The 18,578-nt window shown below is 41.6% G+C and carries 26 protein-coding genes; 2 read left to right on the forward strand and 24 right to left on the reverse strand.

The annotated features are described in order from the left end of the window. Positions 1–80: 80 nt before the first annotated feature. Positions 81–959 (forward strand): LysR family transcriptional regulator, encoded by an 879-nt coding sequence (locus MFF31_RS02825; protein WP_238186613.1) that lies wholly within the window; start codon positions 81–83, stop codon positions 957–959. Between the two features lie 99 nt (positions 960–1,058). On the opposite strand, the gene MFF31_RS02830 is transcribed toward MFF31_RS02825, so the two are convergent. The 22 genes from MFF31_RS02830 to MFF31_RS02930 form a co-directional block, all read right to left on the reverse strand. Then, positions 1,059–1,346, reverse strand: coding sequence for a HesB/YadR/YfhF family protein (locus MFF31_RS02830; protein WP_238186614.1), 288 nt, complete (start codon positions 1,344–1,346; stop codon positions 1,059–1,061). A gap of 83 nt (positions 1,347–1,429) precedes the next feature. After that, a complete protein-coding gene (locus tag MFF31_RS02835; RefSeq protein ID WP_238186615.1) occupies positions 1,430–2,296 on the reverse strand; it encodes an ABC transporter permease in 867 nt (288 codons plus the stop codon). Next, positions 2,293–3,246, reverse strand: a complete 954-nt coding sequence (locus MFF31_RS02840) for an ABC transporter ATP-binding protein (RefSeq protein ID WP_238186616.1) — start codon at positions 3,244–3,246, stop codon at positions 2,293–2,295. Before MFF31_RS02840 ends, MFF31_RS02835 begins: the two co-directional genes overlap by 4 nt. A gap of 2 nt (positions 3,247–3,248) precedes the next feature. Then, positions 3,249–3,452 (reverse strand): PLDc N-terminal domain-containing protein, encoded by a 204-nt coding sequence (locus tag MFF31_RS02845; protein WP_238186617.1) that lies wholly within the window; start codon positions 3,450–3,452, stop codon positions 3,249–3,251. A 26-nt stretch (positions 3,453–3,478) separates the two neighbouring features. Then, a complete protein-coding gene (locus tag MFF31_RS02850; protein ID WP_238186618.1) occupies positions 3,479–3,700 on the reverse strand; it encodes a sigmaY antisigma factor component in 222 nt (73 codons plus the stop codon). Next, positions 3,685–4,026 carry a DUF5345 family protein gene (locus MFF31_RS02855; RefSeq protein ID WP_238186619.1) on the reverse strand — a complete coding sequence of 114 codons (342 nt, stop codon included), beginning with the start codon at positions 4,024–4,026 and terminating at the stop codon, positions 3,685–3,687. The genes MFF31_RS02850 and MFF31_RS02855 overlap by 16 nt, the downstream gene beginning before the upstream one ends. Further along, positions 4,004–4,546, reverse strand: coding sequence for an RNA polymerase sigma factor SigY (gene sigY, locus MFF31_RS02860; protein WP_238186620.1), 543 nt, complete (start codon positions 4,544–4,546; stop codon positions 4,004–4,006). The genes MFF31_RS02855 and sigY overlap by 23 nt, the downstream gene beginning before the upstream one ends. Before the next feature lie 181 nt (positions 4,547–4,727). Then, positions 4,728–6,296, reverse strand: a complete 1,569-nt coding sequence (locus MFF31_RS02865; RefSeq protein WP_238186621.1) for a PH domain-containing protein — start codon at positions 6,294–6,296, stop codon at positions 4,728–4,730. Continuing rightward, entirely contained in the window at positions 6,289–6,768 is a 480-nt protein-coding gene (locus MFF31_RS02870) for a PH domain-containing protein (RefSeq protein ID WP_238186622.1), read from the reverse strand. The genes MFF31_RS02865 and MFF31_RS02870 overlap by 8 nt, the downstream gene beginning before the upstream one ends. Before the next feature lie 54 nt (positions 6,769–6,822). Continuing rightward, complete coding sequence (locus MFF31_RS02875) at positions 6,823–7,308, reverse strand: hypothetical protein (RefSeq protein ID WP_238186623.1); 486 nt, start codon at positions 7,306–7,308, stop codon at positions 6,823–6,825. 20 nt (positions 7,309–7,328) lie between these two features. Further along, positions 7,329–7,754: a hypothetical protein gene (locus MFF31_RS02880; RefSeq protein ID WP_238186624.1), complete on the reverse strand. Its 426-nt coding sequence runs from the start codon at positions 7,752–7,754 to the stop codon at positions 7,329–7,331. Next, positions 7,751–7,873, reverse strand: a complete 123-nt coding sequence (locus MFF31_RS25140; protein ID WP_282570410.1) for a hypothetical protein — start codon at positions 7,871–7,873, stop codon at positions 7,751–7,753. The genes MFF31_RS02880 and MFF31_RS25140 overlap by 4 nt, the downstream gene beginning before the upstream one ends. Before the next feature lie 128 nt (positions 7,874–8,001). Continuing rightward, complete coding sequence (locus MFF31_RS02885) at positions 8,002–8,151, reverse strand: hypothetical protein (RefSeq protein WP_238186626.1); 150 nt, start codon at positions 8,149–8,151, stop codon at positions 8,002–8,004. A 32-nt stretch (positions 8,152–8,183) separates the two neighbouring features. After that, a complete protein-coding gene (locus tag MFF31_RS02890) occupies positions 8,184–9,074 on the reverse strand; it encodes a hypothetical protein (protein ID WP_238186627.1) in 891 nt (296 codons plus the stop codon). Between the two features lie 13 nt (positions 9,075–9,087). Next, positions 9,088–10,023, reverse strand: coding sequence for a type II secretion system F family protein (locus MFF31_RS02895; protein ID WP_238186628.1), 936 nt, complete (start codon positions 10,021–10,023; stop codon positions 9,088–9,090). Further along, positions 10,016–11,392: an ATPase, T2SS/T4P/T4SS family gene (locus MFF31_RS02900; protein WP_238186629.1), complete on the reverse strand. Its 1,377-nt coding sequence runs from the start codon at positions 11,390–11,392 to the stop codon at positions 10,016–10,018. The genes MFF31_RS02895 and MFF31_RS02900 overlap by 8 nt, the downstream gene beginning before the upstream one ends. Then, positions 11,389–12,240, reverse strand: a complete 852-nt coding sequence (locus MFF31_RS02905) for a CpaE/TadZ family protein (RefSeq protein WP_238186630.1) — start codon at positions 12,238–12,240, stop codon at positions 11,389–11,391. The genes MFF31_RS02900 and MFF31_RS02905 overlap by 4 nt, the downstream gene beginning before the upstream one ends. Continuing rightward, positions 12,237–12,977, reverse strand: coding sequence for an SAF domain-containing protein (locus MFF31_RS02910; RefSeq protein WP_238186631.1), 741 nt, complete (start codon positions 12,975–12,977; stop codon positions 12,237–12,239). Before MFF31_RS02910 ends, MFF31_RS02905 begins: the two co-directional genes overlap by 4 nt. Positions 12,978–13,238: 261 nt before the next feature. Continuing rightward, the gene (locus tag MFF31_RS02915) at positions 13,239–13,589 is read right to left on the reverse strand and encodes a type II toxin-antitoxin system PemK/MazF family toxin (protein ID WP_087569551.1); all 351 of its coding nucleotides are present in this window, start codon (positions 13,587–13,589) and stop codon (positions 13,239–13,241) included. A 3-nt stretch (positions 13,590–13,592) separates the two neighbouring features. Further along, entirely contained in the window at positions 13,593–13,874 is a 282-nt protein-coding gene (locus tag MFF31_RS02920) for a CopG family ribbon-helix-helix protein (protein ID WP_116048851.1), read from the reverse strand. Between the two features lie 222 nt (positions 13,875–14,096). Continuing rightward, positions 14,097–15,293 carry an alanine racemase gene (gene alr / locus MFF31_RS02925; protein ID WP_375541266.1) on the reverse strand — a complete coding sequence of 399 codons (1,197 nt, stop codon included), beginning with the start codon at positions 15,291–15,293 and terminating at the stop codon, positions 14,097–14,099. A gap of 148 nt (positions 15,294–15,441) precedes the next feature. Further along, positions 15,442–16,635: a LolA family protein gene (locus tag MFF31_RS02930; protein WP_238186633.1), complete on the reverse strand. Its 1,194-nt coding sequence runs from the start codon at positions 16,633–16,635 to the stop codon at positions 15,442–15,444. A gap of 232 nt (positions 16,636–16,867) precedes the next feature. Here MFF31_RS02930 and MFF31_RS02935 point away from each other — a divergent pair, with 232 nt between their 5' ends. Continuing rightward, complete coding sequence (locus tag MFF31_RS02935; RefSeq protein WP_238186634.1) at positions 16,868–17,290, forward strand: macro domain-containing protein; 423 nt, start codon at positions 16,868–16,870, stop codon at positions 17,288–17,290. Positions 17,291–17,628: 338 nt separating this feature from the next. Here MFF31_RS02935 and MFF31_RS02940 read toward each other — a convergent pair whose 3' ends face one another. Together MFF31_RS02940 and MFF31_RS02945 are read right to left on the reverse strand one after the other, a co-directional pair. Next, positions 17,629–17,814, reverse strand: a complete 186-nt coding sequence (locus MFF31_RS02940) for a hypothetical protein (RefSeq protein WP_248565385.1) — start codon at positions 17,812–17,814, stop codon at positions 17,629–17,631. Between the two features lie 76 nt (positions 17,815–17,890). Continuing rightward, positions 17,891–18,163, reverse strand: a complete 273-nt coding sequence (locus tag MFF31_RS02945) for a DUF6881 domain-containing protein (RefSeq protein ID WP_238186636.1) — start codon at positions 18,161–18,163, stop codon at positions 17,891–17,893. Positions 18,164–18,578 lie beyond the last annotated feature (415 nt).

Raw genomic sequence — 18,578 nt, forward strand, 5'->3', positions numbered from 1 at the left:
GAACGTTCTTATTCCAGTATAATAGGGTCAGCTACCATACAAGTAATTAATAATACGACTACCAGCCATAGAGAGGGTCTATGATAAACTACGAACTATATCGCGTGTTTTATTGGGCGGCAAAGACAGGCAGTCTAACCCAAGCGGCTAAAGCCTTGTACATTACACAACCTAGCGTCAGCCATGCAATCAAACAATTGGAACAAGCTTTTTCAACAACACTATTCGCCAGAGGTTCCCGAGGGGTTGAACTTACAAGTGAAGGCATGATGCTGTTTTCATTTGTAGAACCCGCTTTTAACTATTTAAATATGGCCGAGATGAAGATGGAGGAGCTCAAAAACTTGGAGGGTGGAGAGCTGCGAATTGGCGGTAGCGACTCCTTGTTTAAGCATTATCTGCTTCCTTATTTAGAAACCTTTCATAAGCAGCACCCTTCCGTCCAAGTACATCTGCTTCACGGAACAACACCAGAAATTGTTGCATACTTGAAAGAAGGCAAGATCGATCTAGGGGTAGCACGAATGCCAATTGCAGATGCACAGTTGGAAGTCAGAGAGGGCATATCGCTGCAAGATATTTTTGTAGCTGGATCGAAGTATGCTGCCTTACAGGGTCAAACTTTGTCCTTGCCTGAGCTGCTCGCTTACCCCATCGTCATGTTCTCACGTACAAGTCATTCCCGTACTGCTATTACGAAGTTATTTCAGGATCAAGGATATACGCTGGAACCAGAATTCGAGCTTGGTAGTGTAGACTTATTGATTGAATTTGCCAAAAGAGGGCTCGGCATCTCCTTCGTCACAAAAGAATTTGTCGCCAAGGAATTAGAAAATGGCGAACTTTTCGAGCTGCAATTAGATCGACAATTGCCGCCATCACAGGTAGCAATCATTACTCTCAAGCACATGCCTCTATCGAAAGCCGCTCTTTCGTTCGTAGACCAGCTTGATCTGTGAAAGCAATAACGAAGAGCATTGGCGGAGTCATATACATTGTTCGCCGCACAAAAAGAGCTGGCGAAGGAATTACCTTCGCCAGCTCTTTTTTGATCACATTTATCCAACAATCATACTTATTTCTTCAACCTTTTCATCGAAGGAGATACGAAGCTCTTTGTTTTCAACGTACCAAAGATTATCGTCCTCCATATAAAAATTAATTCCTTCTATCGTATGGTTAAGACCTGGACTTCTTGGTTCATCCTTCGTAATACCAAGCGATAATCCGGAGTGAATACTACCACAACCACCCAATCTTACGAAAATACGCAAGTTGTCGCCATCCACTAACCCCATTTGCTCTCTGTACCAGCGTGCAGCCGCTTCTTCTACCACTAAGTTCATCGCTCTCAGCTCCTTACTTGATGTATGGTTATTCTATTATAACCCGAGAGACATCAAAGCGTAATGTAGCTTTTATGAAGAATTTAATCAAGTGCTGGTGAACGCCGCAGCATTCCTACCGAACATACGAGCAACAATACGACAAGTATTCCCGTGACCCCTATCGTCCAAATCAAATGTGTTGGTTCGGCAATACTTCCACTAATTGCTTCATAAGCATAGTTGCTTAATGAACCCGGACTCCATTCCAAATATTTAGGCATTAAACCAACAAGCACAGTCAAAAAGATAGATAAACCCAAAGTTATAAAAGCAGCACCTGCTGCACTTCGAAGCATAGAACTAAATAACAATAGAATCGACATTACAAATGAAAACCAAAGACCATATAATAAATAACTGTTCAGAAATGGTGCCATAGCAACCCGTTCAAAAAGTTGCCCTGTATAATACCATGATGCAAAATAACCAAGAAACAATGAGCCCCATGTCAAAATGAGCATGCTTACCCATTTAGACGCAATATAGGCTCCAAATGAAATAGGTTTCACCAAAATCATAGACGTAGCACCGGTATTTCTCTCTCCTGATACAATACCCATAAATACAAGCACGAGAACAAGTGTCCCGATTGATCCGAATTGAGATAATGTCCCCGTAAGCACTTGTTCTCCTGTCATTTTCGGAATATCAATAACAGTTCCTTCGGGCATATTTCCGGCCTTCTCAAGTATTAACGGCATATAATAATTCGTAATAGGCTGCATAATGCCTAATAGGATAAATACGAGCGGAACCCAAATTAACTTGTAGCTTCGCGTCAGCTCAAGTAATTCCTTTCTTAGCAACACTGTAATTTTTACAGCTCCAGAGGTTGGAATCCAATCTCTGCTCCCTTCTGCTAACGTTCCACCTTTTACATCCGATTTCATTGTATTCGTTGCCATCATTGACTCACCACCTTCATAAATAAATCTTCAAGGGATGAATGTCCAACTGTAAAGCGATTTACTTTCACTCGTTCCTTCGTTATTTCCTCTAATAGTTTCCATCTGGCAGCATCGATATCAGTTGCAGTTATTCGTAATCTATTATCGGTTAATTCTACTCCTTCAATAGATGTAAACTTCATCAATACTTGATCCTGCTTATTATGAACTCGATTCATAAAAGTCGCCAACCATGCTCTCGATTGCTGATTCATTTCCACTTCCAGTTCAATAATCGGTTTGCGATGTGTATTACGTATAGTCGCTAGTGACCCTTGTAGTGCTACTTGTCCTTTATTAATAATGACCACATCATCACATAACTCCTCGGCATCATGCAGTACATGGGTAGAAAATAATACACTGATTTCTTTCTTCAACTCCTGCAACAAATGGAGAACCTCGCGTCGCCCTAACGGATCAAGTGCTGATACCGGCTCGTCCATAATAAGAAGTTTTGGTCGATGAACTAACGCCTGCGCTAGACCAAGCCGTTGCTTCATTCCGCCGGAGTAACCGCCAATTCGCCTTTTCGCTGCATCTCCGAGCCCTACTCTTTCCATTAGCTCTATCGCTCGCTTCTTTGCCATTGAGCCATTTAAACCACATAACTCGCCCGCATATATGACATACTCAAGTCCACTCATCCATGGATGAAATGATGGCGACTGCGGTAAGTATCCAAGTAACTGACGCGAATCATCACCTCTGTTAGCTTGGTGAAACTGGACGCTTCCTTTCGTCGGTTTTAACAATCCCGTCAGCATTCGTATTGTCGTCGTTTTCCCTGCTCCATTTGGTCCAAGCAATGCAACACAATGACCTTCCTTTATAGTGAAATCTATACCATTAACAGCCTGCATAGATCCAAATATTTTTGTTAGTCCCTTTACTTGAAGAAGATCAGTCAATTTTAACTCCTCCGTCCGAATATAAAAAATGCAATCGAGCCGAATAATTGTCCAAAAATAATAATAAGCACCCACATCATTTTAGGACCTTTTGTTTCTTCTGCTTTCACACATAGAACTAACGCAATAATCATCAATATAAGTTGAATGACGATGATAGGAGCTACTATACCAATCACCTTGCTAAGCTCTAAACTTCCCTCCATAATCGGCACCTCCGCCAGCTATTTGATTACCTGCTTTTATCGTTATTCCCACGCTTAATCCAACCGCTTCTTACGAAAATCCAATACACAATGAGAGGGAGTGGGCAGGAGATCAGTCCCCATAACCCCCAAAGCCAATAATTACTCCCTCGTTTGCGCGCATCCAGAAACAACCAGGTAGATTGTGAAATTAAAATCGATGCAACTAACAACCAAAACCACATCGAACGAGCTAGCTCTTCCTCCATGCTCGCTCTCCTTTCTTGCGGTACGAAGCAACGATATACCAGAATGCTCCCGCAGAGGCGAGCACTTGCAACGCTACGAACCACAACAAGTTATTACCGATAACCCACATCATGCCTGTCAAAAGCAATAATCCGATGAGCCAGAAAAGTCCAAGCTCTTTCCATAGTTTTCTGCGCAGCTCTCGCTTATGTGAAGTAACTAGCTCATTAATTGACTCAAGCTGCGGCATCATTGGTTCAAATGCAGCATCCAACTTCTCAAGCTCAACTCCAATATGCTCCTGAAACCATAGTTGATCCTCTTCAGGAGTTCCGTTCTTCCTCATTCGTGGTCAACTCCTTTCTCAATTGCTTCAAGCCAGAATGCAATCTAGATTTAACTGTTCCAAGCGCCACATCAAGCATTGTGGCAATCTCTTCTTGTGAATATCCATAATAGTATTTGAGTAATACCGCCATACGTTGCCTTTCATCCAATTCACCAAGTGCTTGCAGAGCATCTGGCCATTCATTCATACGATTTAAAGCCTCGTAACGAATGGAGCGGAGCATTCCTTCTTCTTGCAACCACTTATTCTCTCTCTCACTTCGCCTTGCTCGATCTATTACTAATCTTGAAGCTATCGCAATTAGCCATGTAGAAAACTTAGATTGACCCTGAAAGGTATCCATTTTCTCGATCGCTTTAAGCATTGTCTCCTGTGTCACATCTTCCGCCTTGACCTTGTTCATCGTAAGTTTAAGTGCATATTGATATAGGAAGGAATAATGTTGCCGCAGCAGCTCGGACAACGATTGGCTATCACCTTTTATTGCTCTCTTCACAAGCATTGCCTCATCCTGCACGGGGCATTTTCTCCCTTCCCTTTGTTGTCTCTTTGTTAATAAGACGATTATGTATTCCTTTTCGTTCATTCACTCTAAAATTATTTTCGAATGTTAATGACTTTATTTCGCATAAAAAAATGGTGACATGTTCAACAACACATCACCATTGTTTCTATTTCATTTTTGTATTATAAAACCATCACACTTTGCTCCGACTATACCATTTCCAGATCTGCTCTACATCCCCTTGGTTCATAAAAGAAACCTTATATGCGAATGCACTTCCGAGCACTTGTACTGACAGCGATATTAGGTTCTTTCTACGCTGTTCATTTGAACGCTTCACTTTCATCGTAACGATTCTACGCTTTCGTACATAATAAGTTGTCCGACTAATATAACGACGACGCAATGTAAGCTGATCGTCCTGTAACAATAGCCCTGCTGAACGATGACAACCTATCCGCCATATGGTTACAAGTGGCAGCAGTAGCAGGGACCATGCACCGTTCAATCCAAAATAAACAATACAGCCTGCACAAATCGCAATAATAACTAGCAAAGGAATTAGCAAATAATAAAAAAGTCCCTTACCCGGTGACTGAGCAATATCTCCTCCGTTATGCTGACTTATTTGTGGAACAAATTGATCAAGAAGACTTTGAATGTCCGCTGTTTTTATAAAAGGATGAAGCATAAGTTGTTCCTGCTTATCAGAGGAAACGACCTGCAATTTAACTTCGGAATAGCCAAAGGGCTGTCTAAGCAAACTTTCATTTGTGATGACAGCTTGTACATTTTTCGGATCGAATAACACTGTTTTCTTCTCCAGCAGACCATACGATAACGAAATTTGATTGCCATCCTTATGAATAGCGAAACCGCTGTACTTAAGAACATAAAGAAGTATCGACAGTAACCAAGCAAATAGTAAAACAGCAACCACGACGATAATAATTAGCAACGAATTAGGCATTAATTTCGTAGAGTCTTCCACAACATTTTCGAAAAAATGATCTGGCAGAAACAACTTAAGGAAATCATCCGCGAAGGAATACAATCCCGCTATAAAGGCAATCGCCAAACCAAAGTTTAGCGACGTTGCAGCTGCTTGAAATAACTGAACGGTATCTAATGCGAGAACTGGCTCCGACTTTTGTTGCTCATTAACATCCAACTGTGTCATAACAGAAGCAACATTTTCACTAGTCCTTGCTTGACCAGCTTGTTCCACTGTCTTCAGTGATAAATCAGCGGATTCATCAGACGATACAACCTCAGTTCCAATCCCAACATTTTCGCTACTCGCTTTTTTTCCTTGCGACTGGGTAAAATCACGAAGCTGTTGCTTAATACGATTAGCTTCTTTTACAGATAGCGTATGTAAGATCCCATCGGACTTCTTGTTGCCGCCAGGTGTTTCAATCTTGAGCTGTGCTACTCCTAATATCCGCTGAATGAACGGCTGTTCTACGTTAACGGAATGGATACGAGAGTAATAAATTGTCTTCTCTTCTCGGAATAACATTCCTTGCCTAATGATAATACGATCTTCCTCCATCCAGAAACCGAACCTCTTCCAGCTGATAAAGGCCGAAGCGACTAACAATAAAATGGCCGCACCTATTCCTGCGTATATGTACCATTCCAATTTAAATAAGTTTTTTCCATTAATGAGCATTATAATGAGAAGTGGTATAAAACCACGAATAACCGAAAGAACGACAAAGAGGATATACGTTGGATGAAGCGTTTTACGTTCATTCATCTTGTTCATCCACCCTTGCCAATTGCCCAAGCCGACGCTTTAAAGCTTCTGCATCATCCCTCTTTAACCCCTCGATCACATGCGTAGTTGCCGCAGTAACGACAGACACTTTGGCCAAATCAAACTTGCGCGTAAGCGGCCCGCTTCCAAGCTCTACATGCTGAACCCGAACCATTGGCACTAATACATTGCTAGTAAAAATTATGCCCGACTCGATTTCTAATTCTTCTTCAAATAGTTCATATTTGAACTTAGCATATTTAACTCGTGGTATTAACCAAGTAAACACAATCAAAGAAACGATGAGCAATCCAGTGCAAATCCACACCGGTATGAGCGTCCACTCTTGCCATAACGCCACACACAGGTACGCAATTATTAACAATAGAAAAACTCCATTGCTAATAAGTTCCGTAATGCGGTACACCTTCAAATAGTCTTGATGTAGTCGTTTTGTAAGTTCTCTGTTCATCTCATTTCTCCTCCTAATCTTCCCCTCCTATTACACCAATTTTCCAATAATCCGTCAACCCATTACAAGCTCTGCCGCCCCCTTAATATTCCATTCAATAGGTCCCATTACAGAGAAACGTCTAGGATATTCCATTTTTGCAATTATGATGACACCTGGACGTTGCAAAGTAACTTCGAAATCATAAGTATCGTTGCGATAGTAAAATGGAAAGCTTTTATCGCTATTTATAATATCAAAAACAACGACTTCTACTTGGTCCTTAAGGAACGAATTGTGCAGCGGCATTAGACTTGCATCTAGCAATAAATTTGCTTGTAAATAAAGTAAAGCTGCACCCTTAGCCGAGGAACTATCTATCTTCAAAACACCTTCGCTTAACGCTGTTTTATCAAACTGTTGAGCGGCCGCATGAGCCGCCCTATTAACGGCACGTTTGCCTTGAAACAATGTCTTCATAGCCATTTCTTCTTCAACCTGGAGCAGATGAACCGATAGCCACACGATCATCATCGCAACAATAAGCACAAGCTTGTACAACTTCCTCGTGCCTCCTTCCCCTACGGAACATACTCACTCATCTTCATACCATATGCACGCATTGACGCATCTGCTGACACTGGTGTTATACCAATTAAGGAATCGATGACAAATAAGTTTTCATAAGGATAACTGATGGAAAGCGATATGCCCGTTCCTCTTGATACAGGAGCACTTCTAATTGTGGGATCAACGCCGCTGGTGGTGCTATATTCATAACGAATGGAGCCCGCTTTCAGTCCAAACTTAACGAGACGTTCACTCGATTGCCTCTCCATATCCTTGCTTATGTATCCATATGCTCCGCTAGCACCAACCTCAAGCAAGTAATCGACTTCCTGTTGCAGTACAGCTTGTCTTACAATAACAACATGTTTGTAGATAGGAGAAAACATGATCCAGCACAACATTGCAGAAAACAGAACAAACAATAAAATCTGCTTCATGGGCTCATTCCCTTAATATATTCACCCATTGCTCCGCCCGATCGTTTGACTTGACGTTTCATTCCGTTTTCTCCCTCTGCAACAGACGTATAGATCAGAACCGCCGTTATAATCAACATTAACGTTGCGAGAATCGCGCGTATACTTAAGCACCTCCAACTTCCAAACTCCATTCATCATATTGCAGATTTTTACTTAAACCATATGTTTATCTCTTTCTTCAATATAAGTAACTATGTCATCGCTATTATGGCAATAGCTCGCTAATTTTTGTGTTTGCTGCATTTCCTTGCGATTGAACCTGGCTTCTCGTTCCTGTTGTATCTTTAGCGATAATGGAGTTGAACAATACAATTACTACAACCAGTAGCATCACCGTCATCAAAATATTACGCATGCTATCACCTCCCTTCAGTTATGAACGATTCATTAACCTAAAGATTGAAACAGCTTTTGACCTTCCATTACCCAAGGATAAATAAAAACTTGAAACGTATATAAAATAGGAATACCCGCAATTGTAAACAACACATAAGAGGTTGATTCCTTTCGGCCCTCTTTGGCTAATTCTAGCTTCTCCTTATAATCGGATATTCGGATTCGAAGAAGCTCGTAATAATGTCCGCTTTCATGCTGACGCAACGCATCGATCGTTTCTATAAAACTCATACCATCATCAGTACCTAGTCGCAGCTTAAATCCTTTTAAAGCTTGTGAAGGATCTTGATACCATTCAGCCAGTAGCCATTCAAGATCGTTACGCATATATTTAGTGAATGGAACACACCTCATTAACTTTGAATGAATATGAAGGGCTGAGTCAGATAAATAAAGAAGCTGATTGCTAACGATATAAATCTCCTTTGTCATTTGCAATGAACGCATCTTACGAATAGAACGAAGCCAAATACGATCCAACTTCAGCCCGATCAAAACTAAGCTCGGCAATCCTATTAATGCTTGAGCAAACATGGACAGGTACGAACCCTTATACAAAATTGCTACAAGCAGAATTAACAACGTAAAAACAATGATTGCGCTTCTTCGGTACAACATGTACCAAGTAGGATCTGTTGTTACTCCACATCCTGAAATAAGCAATACACGTTCTTGATTAGACGGCGCTTCTCGCTTAATACCTGTGAATCGAAGCCAGTTCTCTGGTGGAGATGTAGTTCGCCAATTTAAAAATTGTAACCTCTTCCATCTAACTGAGCGTTTAGGCAATAACCTAAGTAGTGCATATGCTGCTAGTGCAGCGAATACAAATTGCAAAGCAATCGAGGCCAACCCAATAGAAGTCGACACCCATTCGTACATATAAGCAAACCCCCTACATTTTTTTGCGAGAAAGCCAAAGCCCCATTAAAAATGAAGCGAATATTAGTAGTAAAGCATTAAGGAGCATATCCCTTCCTTGCGGGTCTAACAAATAGTAATAATAAGAATTGGTTTTGTTGTATTTAATATTGATACCAATAAATAGGCCAAGGAATAAAATAGGGGTGAAATTTGCAATCCTAATCTCCAGCAGTCTATGCCTCTCCTGTTCATTGGCTCTTCGCGCTTTCCGCATATCTCCGAGCAGTTCACGTAAGCTTTCTGAAATGGACACGCCCTCCGACAGAGAAACACGTAAAATGTTGACAAAATAATCAGCCCATACATTCCCGAGAGAAGCAGCCATTAATCTAAGACTAGTATCATCATCTCCGCGAACAGACAAATTACGATACAACTGCTCGAATACTGCCTGCATTGGACCGAGCAACCGTTTCTCCTCAACAGTCCTTTGCAGCGCAATACGAACTTGTCGCTCACCCGTAACCAAATAACATTGATAGAACAATTCCACAGCAGGCAGAAAATCCATTTGTGCCCCCATTCTCCGATGAATGAGCAGCCCTCGCAACCATACGTATGGTGCAAGCCCTACAACTAACCCGAATAAAATAGTTCCTTTCGCTGTTTGAAAAAACAATCCACCAACGACGACCCCAACTAGAAAAAGCAACCCGGAAATACCAAGAAATATATCACCCTTAATTTTAATTCTCAGCGTCTCCAGCAGCTCAGACATATGCTTGCGGAGCAATCCCCATTGCTTGTACCTGCTACCTAAAAGATGACTGAAATGACGAGGAGCTACATAAGTAAGTCTGTTTTTGAGACGGCGCTTGTGAACTAAATAAAGTAAAATCGAAAAGATACAAATAAACAAAAGCGTGAATAATAATATGCCGGCTGCAACAATAGAAACATCATTCATTCTCGTAACCTCCCGCTTGCAGCAGCCTTGCTTTTGCCCTTTCAGAAGGTAAATGCGGGTAGATCCAATCATTCTTGTCTACATCAAAGCGGGCCCAATCCCTTACATAGGTCTCCCCACTCCTCCAGCCAAACTCACCTATTCGAGTAATTACTCTTCGCCCATTCATTACTCGCATTTCGATACCAATTTCCGTTACATTTTCTGCGACCCTTTTGGCTAGCCGTTCAGGATTCATCCCCCTCCCGTCCAACATACACATATCGGTTATCGCCTCAGGAACATCTTCCAGGTGACTTGCATGAACCGTAGTCATACTTCCTGAATGGCCCCTTGTACAAGCGCGAACATAAATATTGGCATCCTCGTCTCTTATTTCAGCATGAATGATTCTTTGCGGCGACTGCCTTAGCGCTAGTTTGAAAGCTTGACTGGAACGATGTACAGGGTCCTCCTCCGATGTTTCGTATTCGATAATATTTTTACTCGGGAAATCTCTGCCTAACATCATTTCAAATCTCCCTTCAATCGTAACGATTCGCTCCTCATCTGCAATCTCTGCAATAAGTGCCTTCATTAAATTAGTTTTGCCAGAGTTGGTTGCACCAATAATGACAATGTTAAATCTGGCACGTAATACATCCCTCAACATTCGCAGCAACTGGTTATTAAGCGTATAGTATGGATGTCCACATAAGTTAGCGAGACTAATACCGCTAACTGTGTAGAATCGAATTGTTAATGTTGGATTAGCTGTAAAGCCGAAACCAGTCATCGTGACGCGTGACCCGTCTCTTAACATTACTTCAGCCCAACGTTTGCGAGGATTAATCCGATCATTATTGTATAGCACCAAATTTTGTTGAATACGTTCCACTTCTCTCAAGCAGTCGAAACGATATTTCGAGAGCGTAGGAATACCTCCCCGAACTTCGTAAATACGTACACCAACTACTTGGATTTCCTCCAGTCCTTCCTTGTTCGAAAGAACAAGCTCTAAAATGTTCAAACCAACAACTTCTGCGAACAATGCCTCCGCAAGATTTGTATACGGATGTTTGGATGTATTTACATTATCGATTCTCAGTCTGATCAAGCGATCTTCGATGAGAGCAAGAATCTGCTCTCGTTCCTGAGCGAAGCCAAGTACCGCACGATTCAATGTTTCGCTATATTGCCTTCGCTCATCCTCCGTTAGTCCCCTAGGAGAACTTAGATATGTTCTTATTTCGCTTCCCAATCTATCGAATTGTTCGGCATCTGATACCTTTAACTCCTCCGCAGAAGATACTTCATTTGAAATCGTCAGCTCGTTACGCATCTTTGCTGCAAATTCAGTTGGCGAAAATTTACTCTGCCCAAGCGTCAAGAGGAGCTCACTCCATTCCGATGAGTCAGAAGCTTACGATACCAGGGTTGACGGGCAATAGGAGAAAATACCCCTTGCACACCGTGACGTTCCATCAATACTTTAGCTGGTGCCTTCATTGCCACTCTTCCAGCATTATCATTTTTTAACCACTCATCATATGCACCTTTGTCTAATCCTGCGAATAACGTATCGTTTAAGTGAAACTCTCCTATTGCTTTTGTTCCAAGCTCTTTACATATCTCCTTCATGCGATAACCTCCTGTTCCCCACGGATATTGAACAACCACACAATCGTATTGATTTGCATCTATTTCAAATAGCGGAGAAACTCCTCCAATCCAGCGGCGACCATCCTCTTGAAAATGCGATAAAGCAGGTGTGGTGACTAGTACACGTGAATCTGCTCTTCGGATTGCACATATCGTGGCAGCATTGTCCCAATAAGCCCCCAGATCGAGAATAACTAATGAAAAGGTCTTCTCCGCTACACTCAAAAGATGATCAATATCTTCTGGCCTAAAAAACTCTGCCTGATCCCTATTTAAATTACCGAATAATACTCGCAAATTAGTTTGTCCTCTTACTTCTTGACTAGCACTCCGAAGCATATCAACCGTCATCGTTGCCGTTCTGAGCTCGGGCTGGAGCTTATCCAAAGTTACAGTCGGCTCGTCCATTCCGATGTATCGATGCAACTTGGCGCTCTTAAGGTGTAGGCATAAATATCCGATAGGCTTGCCGCTCCACTCCGCAATTCGGTAAGCGGTTGCAAATGCGGCAGTTGTCGTACCGATATTGGGCGTCGTACCAACAAAGGCTACAAGTGGTGCTGACTTCCTACTCACTTTCCTTCCCCCTCGTTGATCAGGCTTGAATCAGTATCTAGACGATCAAACGATTCTGAACTATATGCTATGACTAGCTTGCTCTCACCACTCTTACACAATCGATCAATCTGAAGCCACTGCTCTTCAGTCAAATTAAGATTCACATATTCAATCATCGCATTAGCATCACGTCTAGCGACATACATACCATCCTTATTGCTCTCAGCTAGCGATAACAAGTGTGATTGCTCCAAATTATCAATCTCTACATTTCCCGAACTCTTCACAGAAGCAACAACAACTGCTTGCTGAAAGATTCTCCTCGATTCATCTTCGTTGCCTGATGTATATAGCACCACGCGATCTCCTGCCCGGATACCGTTTGAAACTGAACGAATGTAATCCTTGGGAATTTGGAATGTCGACTCTTCGCCTCGTGGTTGCAGATGATGATCATTGAACTTCCAATTCAAGATTACTTCCCCCTTTCCTAGAGGAATAGCTGCTTCCTTACCTACAGCCAAATCTAATTCTGTAACCATCTCATCAGAAAACACTTCGTATGGACGCCTCGCTAACTCCACATCCCCCCGTTCTATCCGCTCCCCTGCTGAGATAAAACGTGCTGGCACTACAACAGCGATTGTCTCCTGCTGCTGTAGCTGCTGCCTCTGGAGAACATATAGTCCGTATACGAGTGCAGCTGACAACAATGCAGCTGTCACACTCATCCACAAATTTCGTCTTCCCCTCATAACTACCCCTTTCTGAGCAAACAAAAAAGAACGCAATCAGTTGCCAGTGTTTCGGCAAGCTGCTTGCGTTCTTCGCATTATCGTGCTCATATAATTGATCAAAGTTAATTTGAGCCTATAATAGCAAATACTGTCGCTTTTTGTCTATCCCTAATTTTCAAAACCCAAAAAGTTTGTGTATAGATTGTGTCTTTATGAATAATAAAAATGATCGCCAAACATGCCTATGCCCCCACTGTTGACATAAGCTATTGCACATTATTAAAAGTCAATTAAGCCTACGCTAATAAGCAAGGCATCATCTACTTTACGCATCGTTTCATCGTCCAAATGCGTAATTTTATCAGTTAAACGCTGCTTATCAATAGTTCGGATCTGCTCTAGCAGTACGACAGAATCACGGTCGAAGCCATGCGTAGCCGCATCCATTTCTACATGCGTTGGCAGTTTTGCTTTTTGAATTTGAGCAGTAATGGCTGCTACTATAACGGTTGGGCTGAAGCGATTTCCTATGTCATTTTGAATAACGAGTACAGGACGAACTCCACCCTGCTCCGAGCCGACAACTGGGGAAAGATCAGCAAAAAATACATCTCCGCGTTTTACGATCAAGCTCTACACCCCGCTTACAAGACGACCTAATGTATGGTCCGCTTCTTCCTCCGCTTGAAACGCTTCCGAGGCCATATTCAGGTTTATTTTCGCCATTTCCATATAACCGCGTTGCATAGACTCACGGATTTGACGTTTTTTGCGTTCAACCAAATACAGCTTCATTGCTTGACGAATAAACTCGCTGCGATTGGAGTTTTCTTTGGCGACGATCCCGTCGACCTCCTCCAATAATTGATCAGGCAAGCTAATCATGATCCTTTTCGTATTATGCACATTGGCCACCGAACTCGCACCCCCAAAACTTTTCCAAAACCCCATTACACATTATGACAAAATAATGACATAACTATACTTCAACATATCTATGTTGGTCGTATATCATTTATGCTATATACCTATTCAGCATAAATCTTGTAGGAGCGCCCCATACTACATTCGATACAACTTTTACTTTCCCTGCATCATAATAAAAATAGTTCCATTGTAATTTTTACCAATCGCTTATTAGATTAAATGATTACGAGCCTTTACAATGTCGCCTGCCTCTACATAAAGGCGAGGAATTCTAGCAGCCAACATGCATATAACTTCGTAATTAATCGTGCCGAGCTGATCAGCAACTTCCTCTACCGAGATGAAAGCGTCACCTTGTGAACCGATAAGAACGACCTCTTCTCCAGCATCGATAGACAAGTTTCCGTGAGCCTGTTCGACTGAATCGAGAGCAATCATGCATTGATCCATACAAATAGTACCTAGAATCGGGGTTTTCACGCCACGCACCAAGCCATGGGCTTTGCCAGACAGCATTCTACTGAAGCCATCGGCGTAACCGATCGGAAGAGTGCCGATTCTCTCTTCCTTCTCCGCTATATAACGAGTACCATAGCTTATGCCCCAACCTTGCGGGACTGACTTAACCCAAGATATTTTTGTTTTGAGCGACAGCACTGGTTTTAGACTAATAAGTGTCCGATTTACCTCTTCAGAAGGATATAAACCGTACATGCCAATGCCAAGTCGAACCATACTCCCCGCCCAATGGGGGGTATCAATTCCAGCCGCACTATTCGCAGCATGAATAATTGGAATAGACCAGCCGCGTTCCTTTACCGATTCCGTAATGTCATTAAAACGGTCGAATTGCAACTTTGTATAACTTTTATCTAACTCATCCGCTTTGGCATAGTGCGTAAATAATCCCTCTACCTCAAGCTGCGATGTACTTAAACATTTCTCGATAAAAGCTATCGCTTCTTCGTGACCAAGCACGCCAAGTCGTCCCATACCTGAATCGATTTTGATATGGACTTTGAGCTTATGGCCATCTCCTGAGATCCCCAACGTCTCTATTGCTTGCCGAATATCTTCTCGAAACAGACTTATCGTTATCTCGTTGTCCCTAGCAAGCTCCAAAGCTTCAAGCGGAACAAAGCCAAGCACAAGAATAGGCATCTTAATGCCTGCCTTGCGTAACTGTAGCGCTTCATCAAGAAAAGCAACGCCCAAATAATCTACTCCGAAGCGCTCAGCAGCTTCTGCAATTTCTACTGCTCCATGTCCATATGCATTAGCTTTCACTGAAGCCATAAGCAAACATTGTTCCGGTAGTGCGTCTCTCATCGCTTTTAAATTATGTTGAAGAGCATCTATTGATATTTCTGCCCAAGTATGTCGATAAAACGATTCCAAGACGTTCACCTTCCCCTATTACAAAAAAAATACAGTCCGAGCAGCAAACACTAATTAAATTAATGTTATACGTTGCCGCTAGGACTGTCAATGAATTGGGCTCCAGAAATGGCTATAATGTCTCGGATAAATATATGGTAATTTTGTTTATATTTATTTATTTACCCATCTCACCTAATACCGATTGGGCTACTTTAGTCATTTCTGACTCTGGTAGATTGTCGCTTGTGAGACGGAATTGACTACCATGGTAAGTCCATGTGAGCGTTTGAAGATTATCATTTTCACTAGAAGTTAGTTCACCCATAGTGATGCCAAGATCAATGATTGTACCAGGGGTAAACGAAGCTGCTTGATCCTTTTGCTCTGTCTGTATAAGCGTGTAGCTGTATGCACCATCATACCTTGTAATTTGTCCCGGGCTACCACCATAGACGATATCTGTTGTATCCTTTTGTGCAACACCTTCAGGGAAGTATGTAGGACCAAGTACAACAAAGTCTTCCGACTTTATTCCGTCTACTCCGGTAGACGCATCATCGTCAGGAGTTGTTGCCTCTTCCTCTTCTCCGCTAGACTGTTCTTCTCCGTCTACTGCACTTTCATTCTTTTTGCCTTCACCTTCAACAGCCTGATCGTCTGGGACTACCGTCTCGTCCGTTTGACCTTCAGGAGTCGTAATAGTAGGCTCCTCGCCATTCTCTCCACTTGTTGGCGGTGCAGCATTCATATTAGCTTCGGTCTCGAATACGTTTTTATCAAATTTTTGCCCGAATTTGAAAGAATCAAATTTCACATCTACTAATACAGATGCGTTTGTATCGCTAACTTCTACCTGTACTGGACTGAGATCCGACTTGTTGAGCCAAATCTTCTGACGTGCAAGAGATCCATTGTTATAATTCGCCATAACATCGAACACATAAGCATCATCATTTACAGCAAATGATCTAGAACCATCTACAATGATGCTTTGGATCAATGTTTGATACAAATAAACTTGACCTTGATTTTGCGGCCAGTCGCTTTGGAAGCGGAACACTTTGTTAAGCTTTGGTGTCAGAACGAATACTCCCTCATCGTTGCGAAGTACGATTTGGGTAATGCCTTTTTCCTCATTCGTAAGTTTGATGCGATAGTATTGCGGTTGCTGATAAGAAACTTCCACTTGATATTCCAGCGGCTGCTGGCCGGTATGCAGTGTCATCGTGCCGCTTCCTTGATAGCTTTCCAGGTTGTTTGCTACTTTGTCGAGTTCCTTAACAACGGACTCGGCGTCCTTTGTACCGCAAGCGGACAATACGATCGAGAAACACAAAACTATTGCCACGGTCCATATCATACGACGCATGTGATCATCCCCTCTACAACATCAATTTTACTGGCTGATAACATGTCTATGAGGGGACTTGGACATTTATGCGGACTAGCAACAGCTTGGGCAATTTTTAATTACGCGATGACCCGCATTATTGGTTGTAATAGATAATTCCGTTTTAAAATACTCAACTTTCGTGTAAAATCAACTTTAAAAATGTCACTAGTAAATGCTTATAGGCCGTCTAAAAAAGGAGTGATTCGTTGTGAATTTTAAAGAAATAAAAAAAGACCTGTTCGCTTTATCAGATGACTATTACTTGGCGCACTGCATTTCTTCCGATGCCAAGATGGGAGCAGGAATTGCCGTTGAGTTCAAAAAGAAATTTAAGCTTAAATCTCTTCAAGACATGGCAAATAACAATCCTCTAGAAATAGGAAAATGCTATAAAGCGGGTAGAGCTTTGAATCTTATCACAAAATCAAAATATTGGCACAAGCCAACATACGAATCAATTACTGCTGCCATTGTATCTATGAGAAACGTGTGCTTGGATGATGGAATTACTAAACTTGCTATGCCGCAAATAGGCTGTGGTCTTGACAAGCTTCAATGGGGAAAAGTCAGAGAAATTATTCAAGAAACCTTTGAAGATACCGAAATTGATATTGTAATTTGCACATTATAACGAAAAACACTTCATCCATATTGGAAGAAACTTCGGAGAGCAATGTCAGTTCGATCAACTATCCCGAAACAGTACAATTCCTTCATGCTTACTTAAGTTTGTTTCGATGCAAATGCCATCTTTCTAACTCTGCTTCATATTCCTAAAACATAAGAGGATTTAATCCGTTAACCTCTTTTTCAAAATCGACATCTCTTTATTTTTGTAACAGGATTTCTCTGATTTATTCGACATTAAACTGTTGAGCAAGCAACTCATCCGCTATCGTAAGATCTACTAGCTCTGATTAGTATTTACTCTCTAATATAGCGTGATTTCAATGAAAGATAGGTAATAATTTATCCTTCCAGAATAAGAATATAACTAACCATTTTTTTTGCAGCAACTGAAAGATGAGCATTTTGATAGTCGTCTAGTAATTCTAGCAAATAAGTTATTTGCTGAGTAATCCCGCCTGGATCATTTCTCTTAAACAACGCTCTTACATCCTCCAATTTACTTAGCAGCTCATCAAATTCGTTCATTTCCCTCATAAAAAAAGGCTACCCCACTAGAACATTGCCTTGTGGGACAGCCTATTCACGATCCAATTTGAATATTTTAATTACATTCTTCCCATACCTTTTCGAATTGTTCCTTTGTAATAACGGTAACGGCTGTCTCAATCATCTCGCTGAATACAGAAAGCCCAGGAAGAGGCCTGACACCAAGCCAGGTTCTTTCCGACTCATGCGCCTCATCAGCAAATTCGATCTCGTTATTTCTGTAATACACAACTTTCCTAATCTCATATCCATATTCATCCATCTCAACATAATTGCGTCTTGGCAAAATATTGCCATCATCATGATGCTTCCAATACCAATATCTCATATATTTCCTCCTATCTTCTAAAAATGTTGGCCATGTCCTAAAATCCTTTTTCTTATATTCAAATCATACCAAGTTCTACTGACCTGACAACATTGGTGCCTAGTCCCCCGAGCTCTCATACCACCGGTACATACCGTTTCGGTATACGGTGGTTCATGAATTATTACGTAGTGAGTTATACCTCTCCGTTAAACTCTTTAATCCGTTAGATAACCAATAACGCTTATCTAACGTGGATTAAAGAATGAGACTACCTGCAATCCTCCAGTACTTCTTCCATGTATTACCCCAGGTAAGAGCACTATCTTTCTCTACATCTATCTGAATCATTTACTCTCGCATGCCTTCGGCAGTATGGACTTTGATTTGTTATGCAATCTCATCCAACGTACACTAGCCTTATATAAAGTTTATG

This window comes from Paenibacillus sp. L3-i20, from assembly GCF_022180385.2.
Taxonomy (GTDB): Bacteria; Bacillota; Bacilli; order Paenibacillales; family Paenibacillaceae; genus Pristimantibacillus.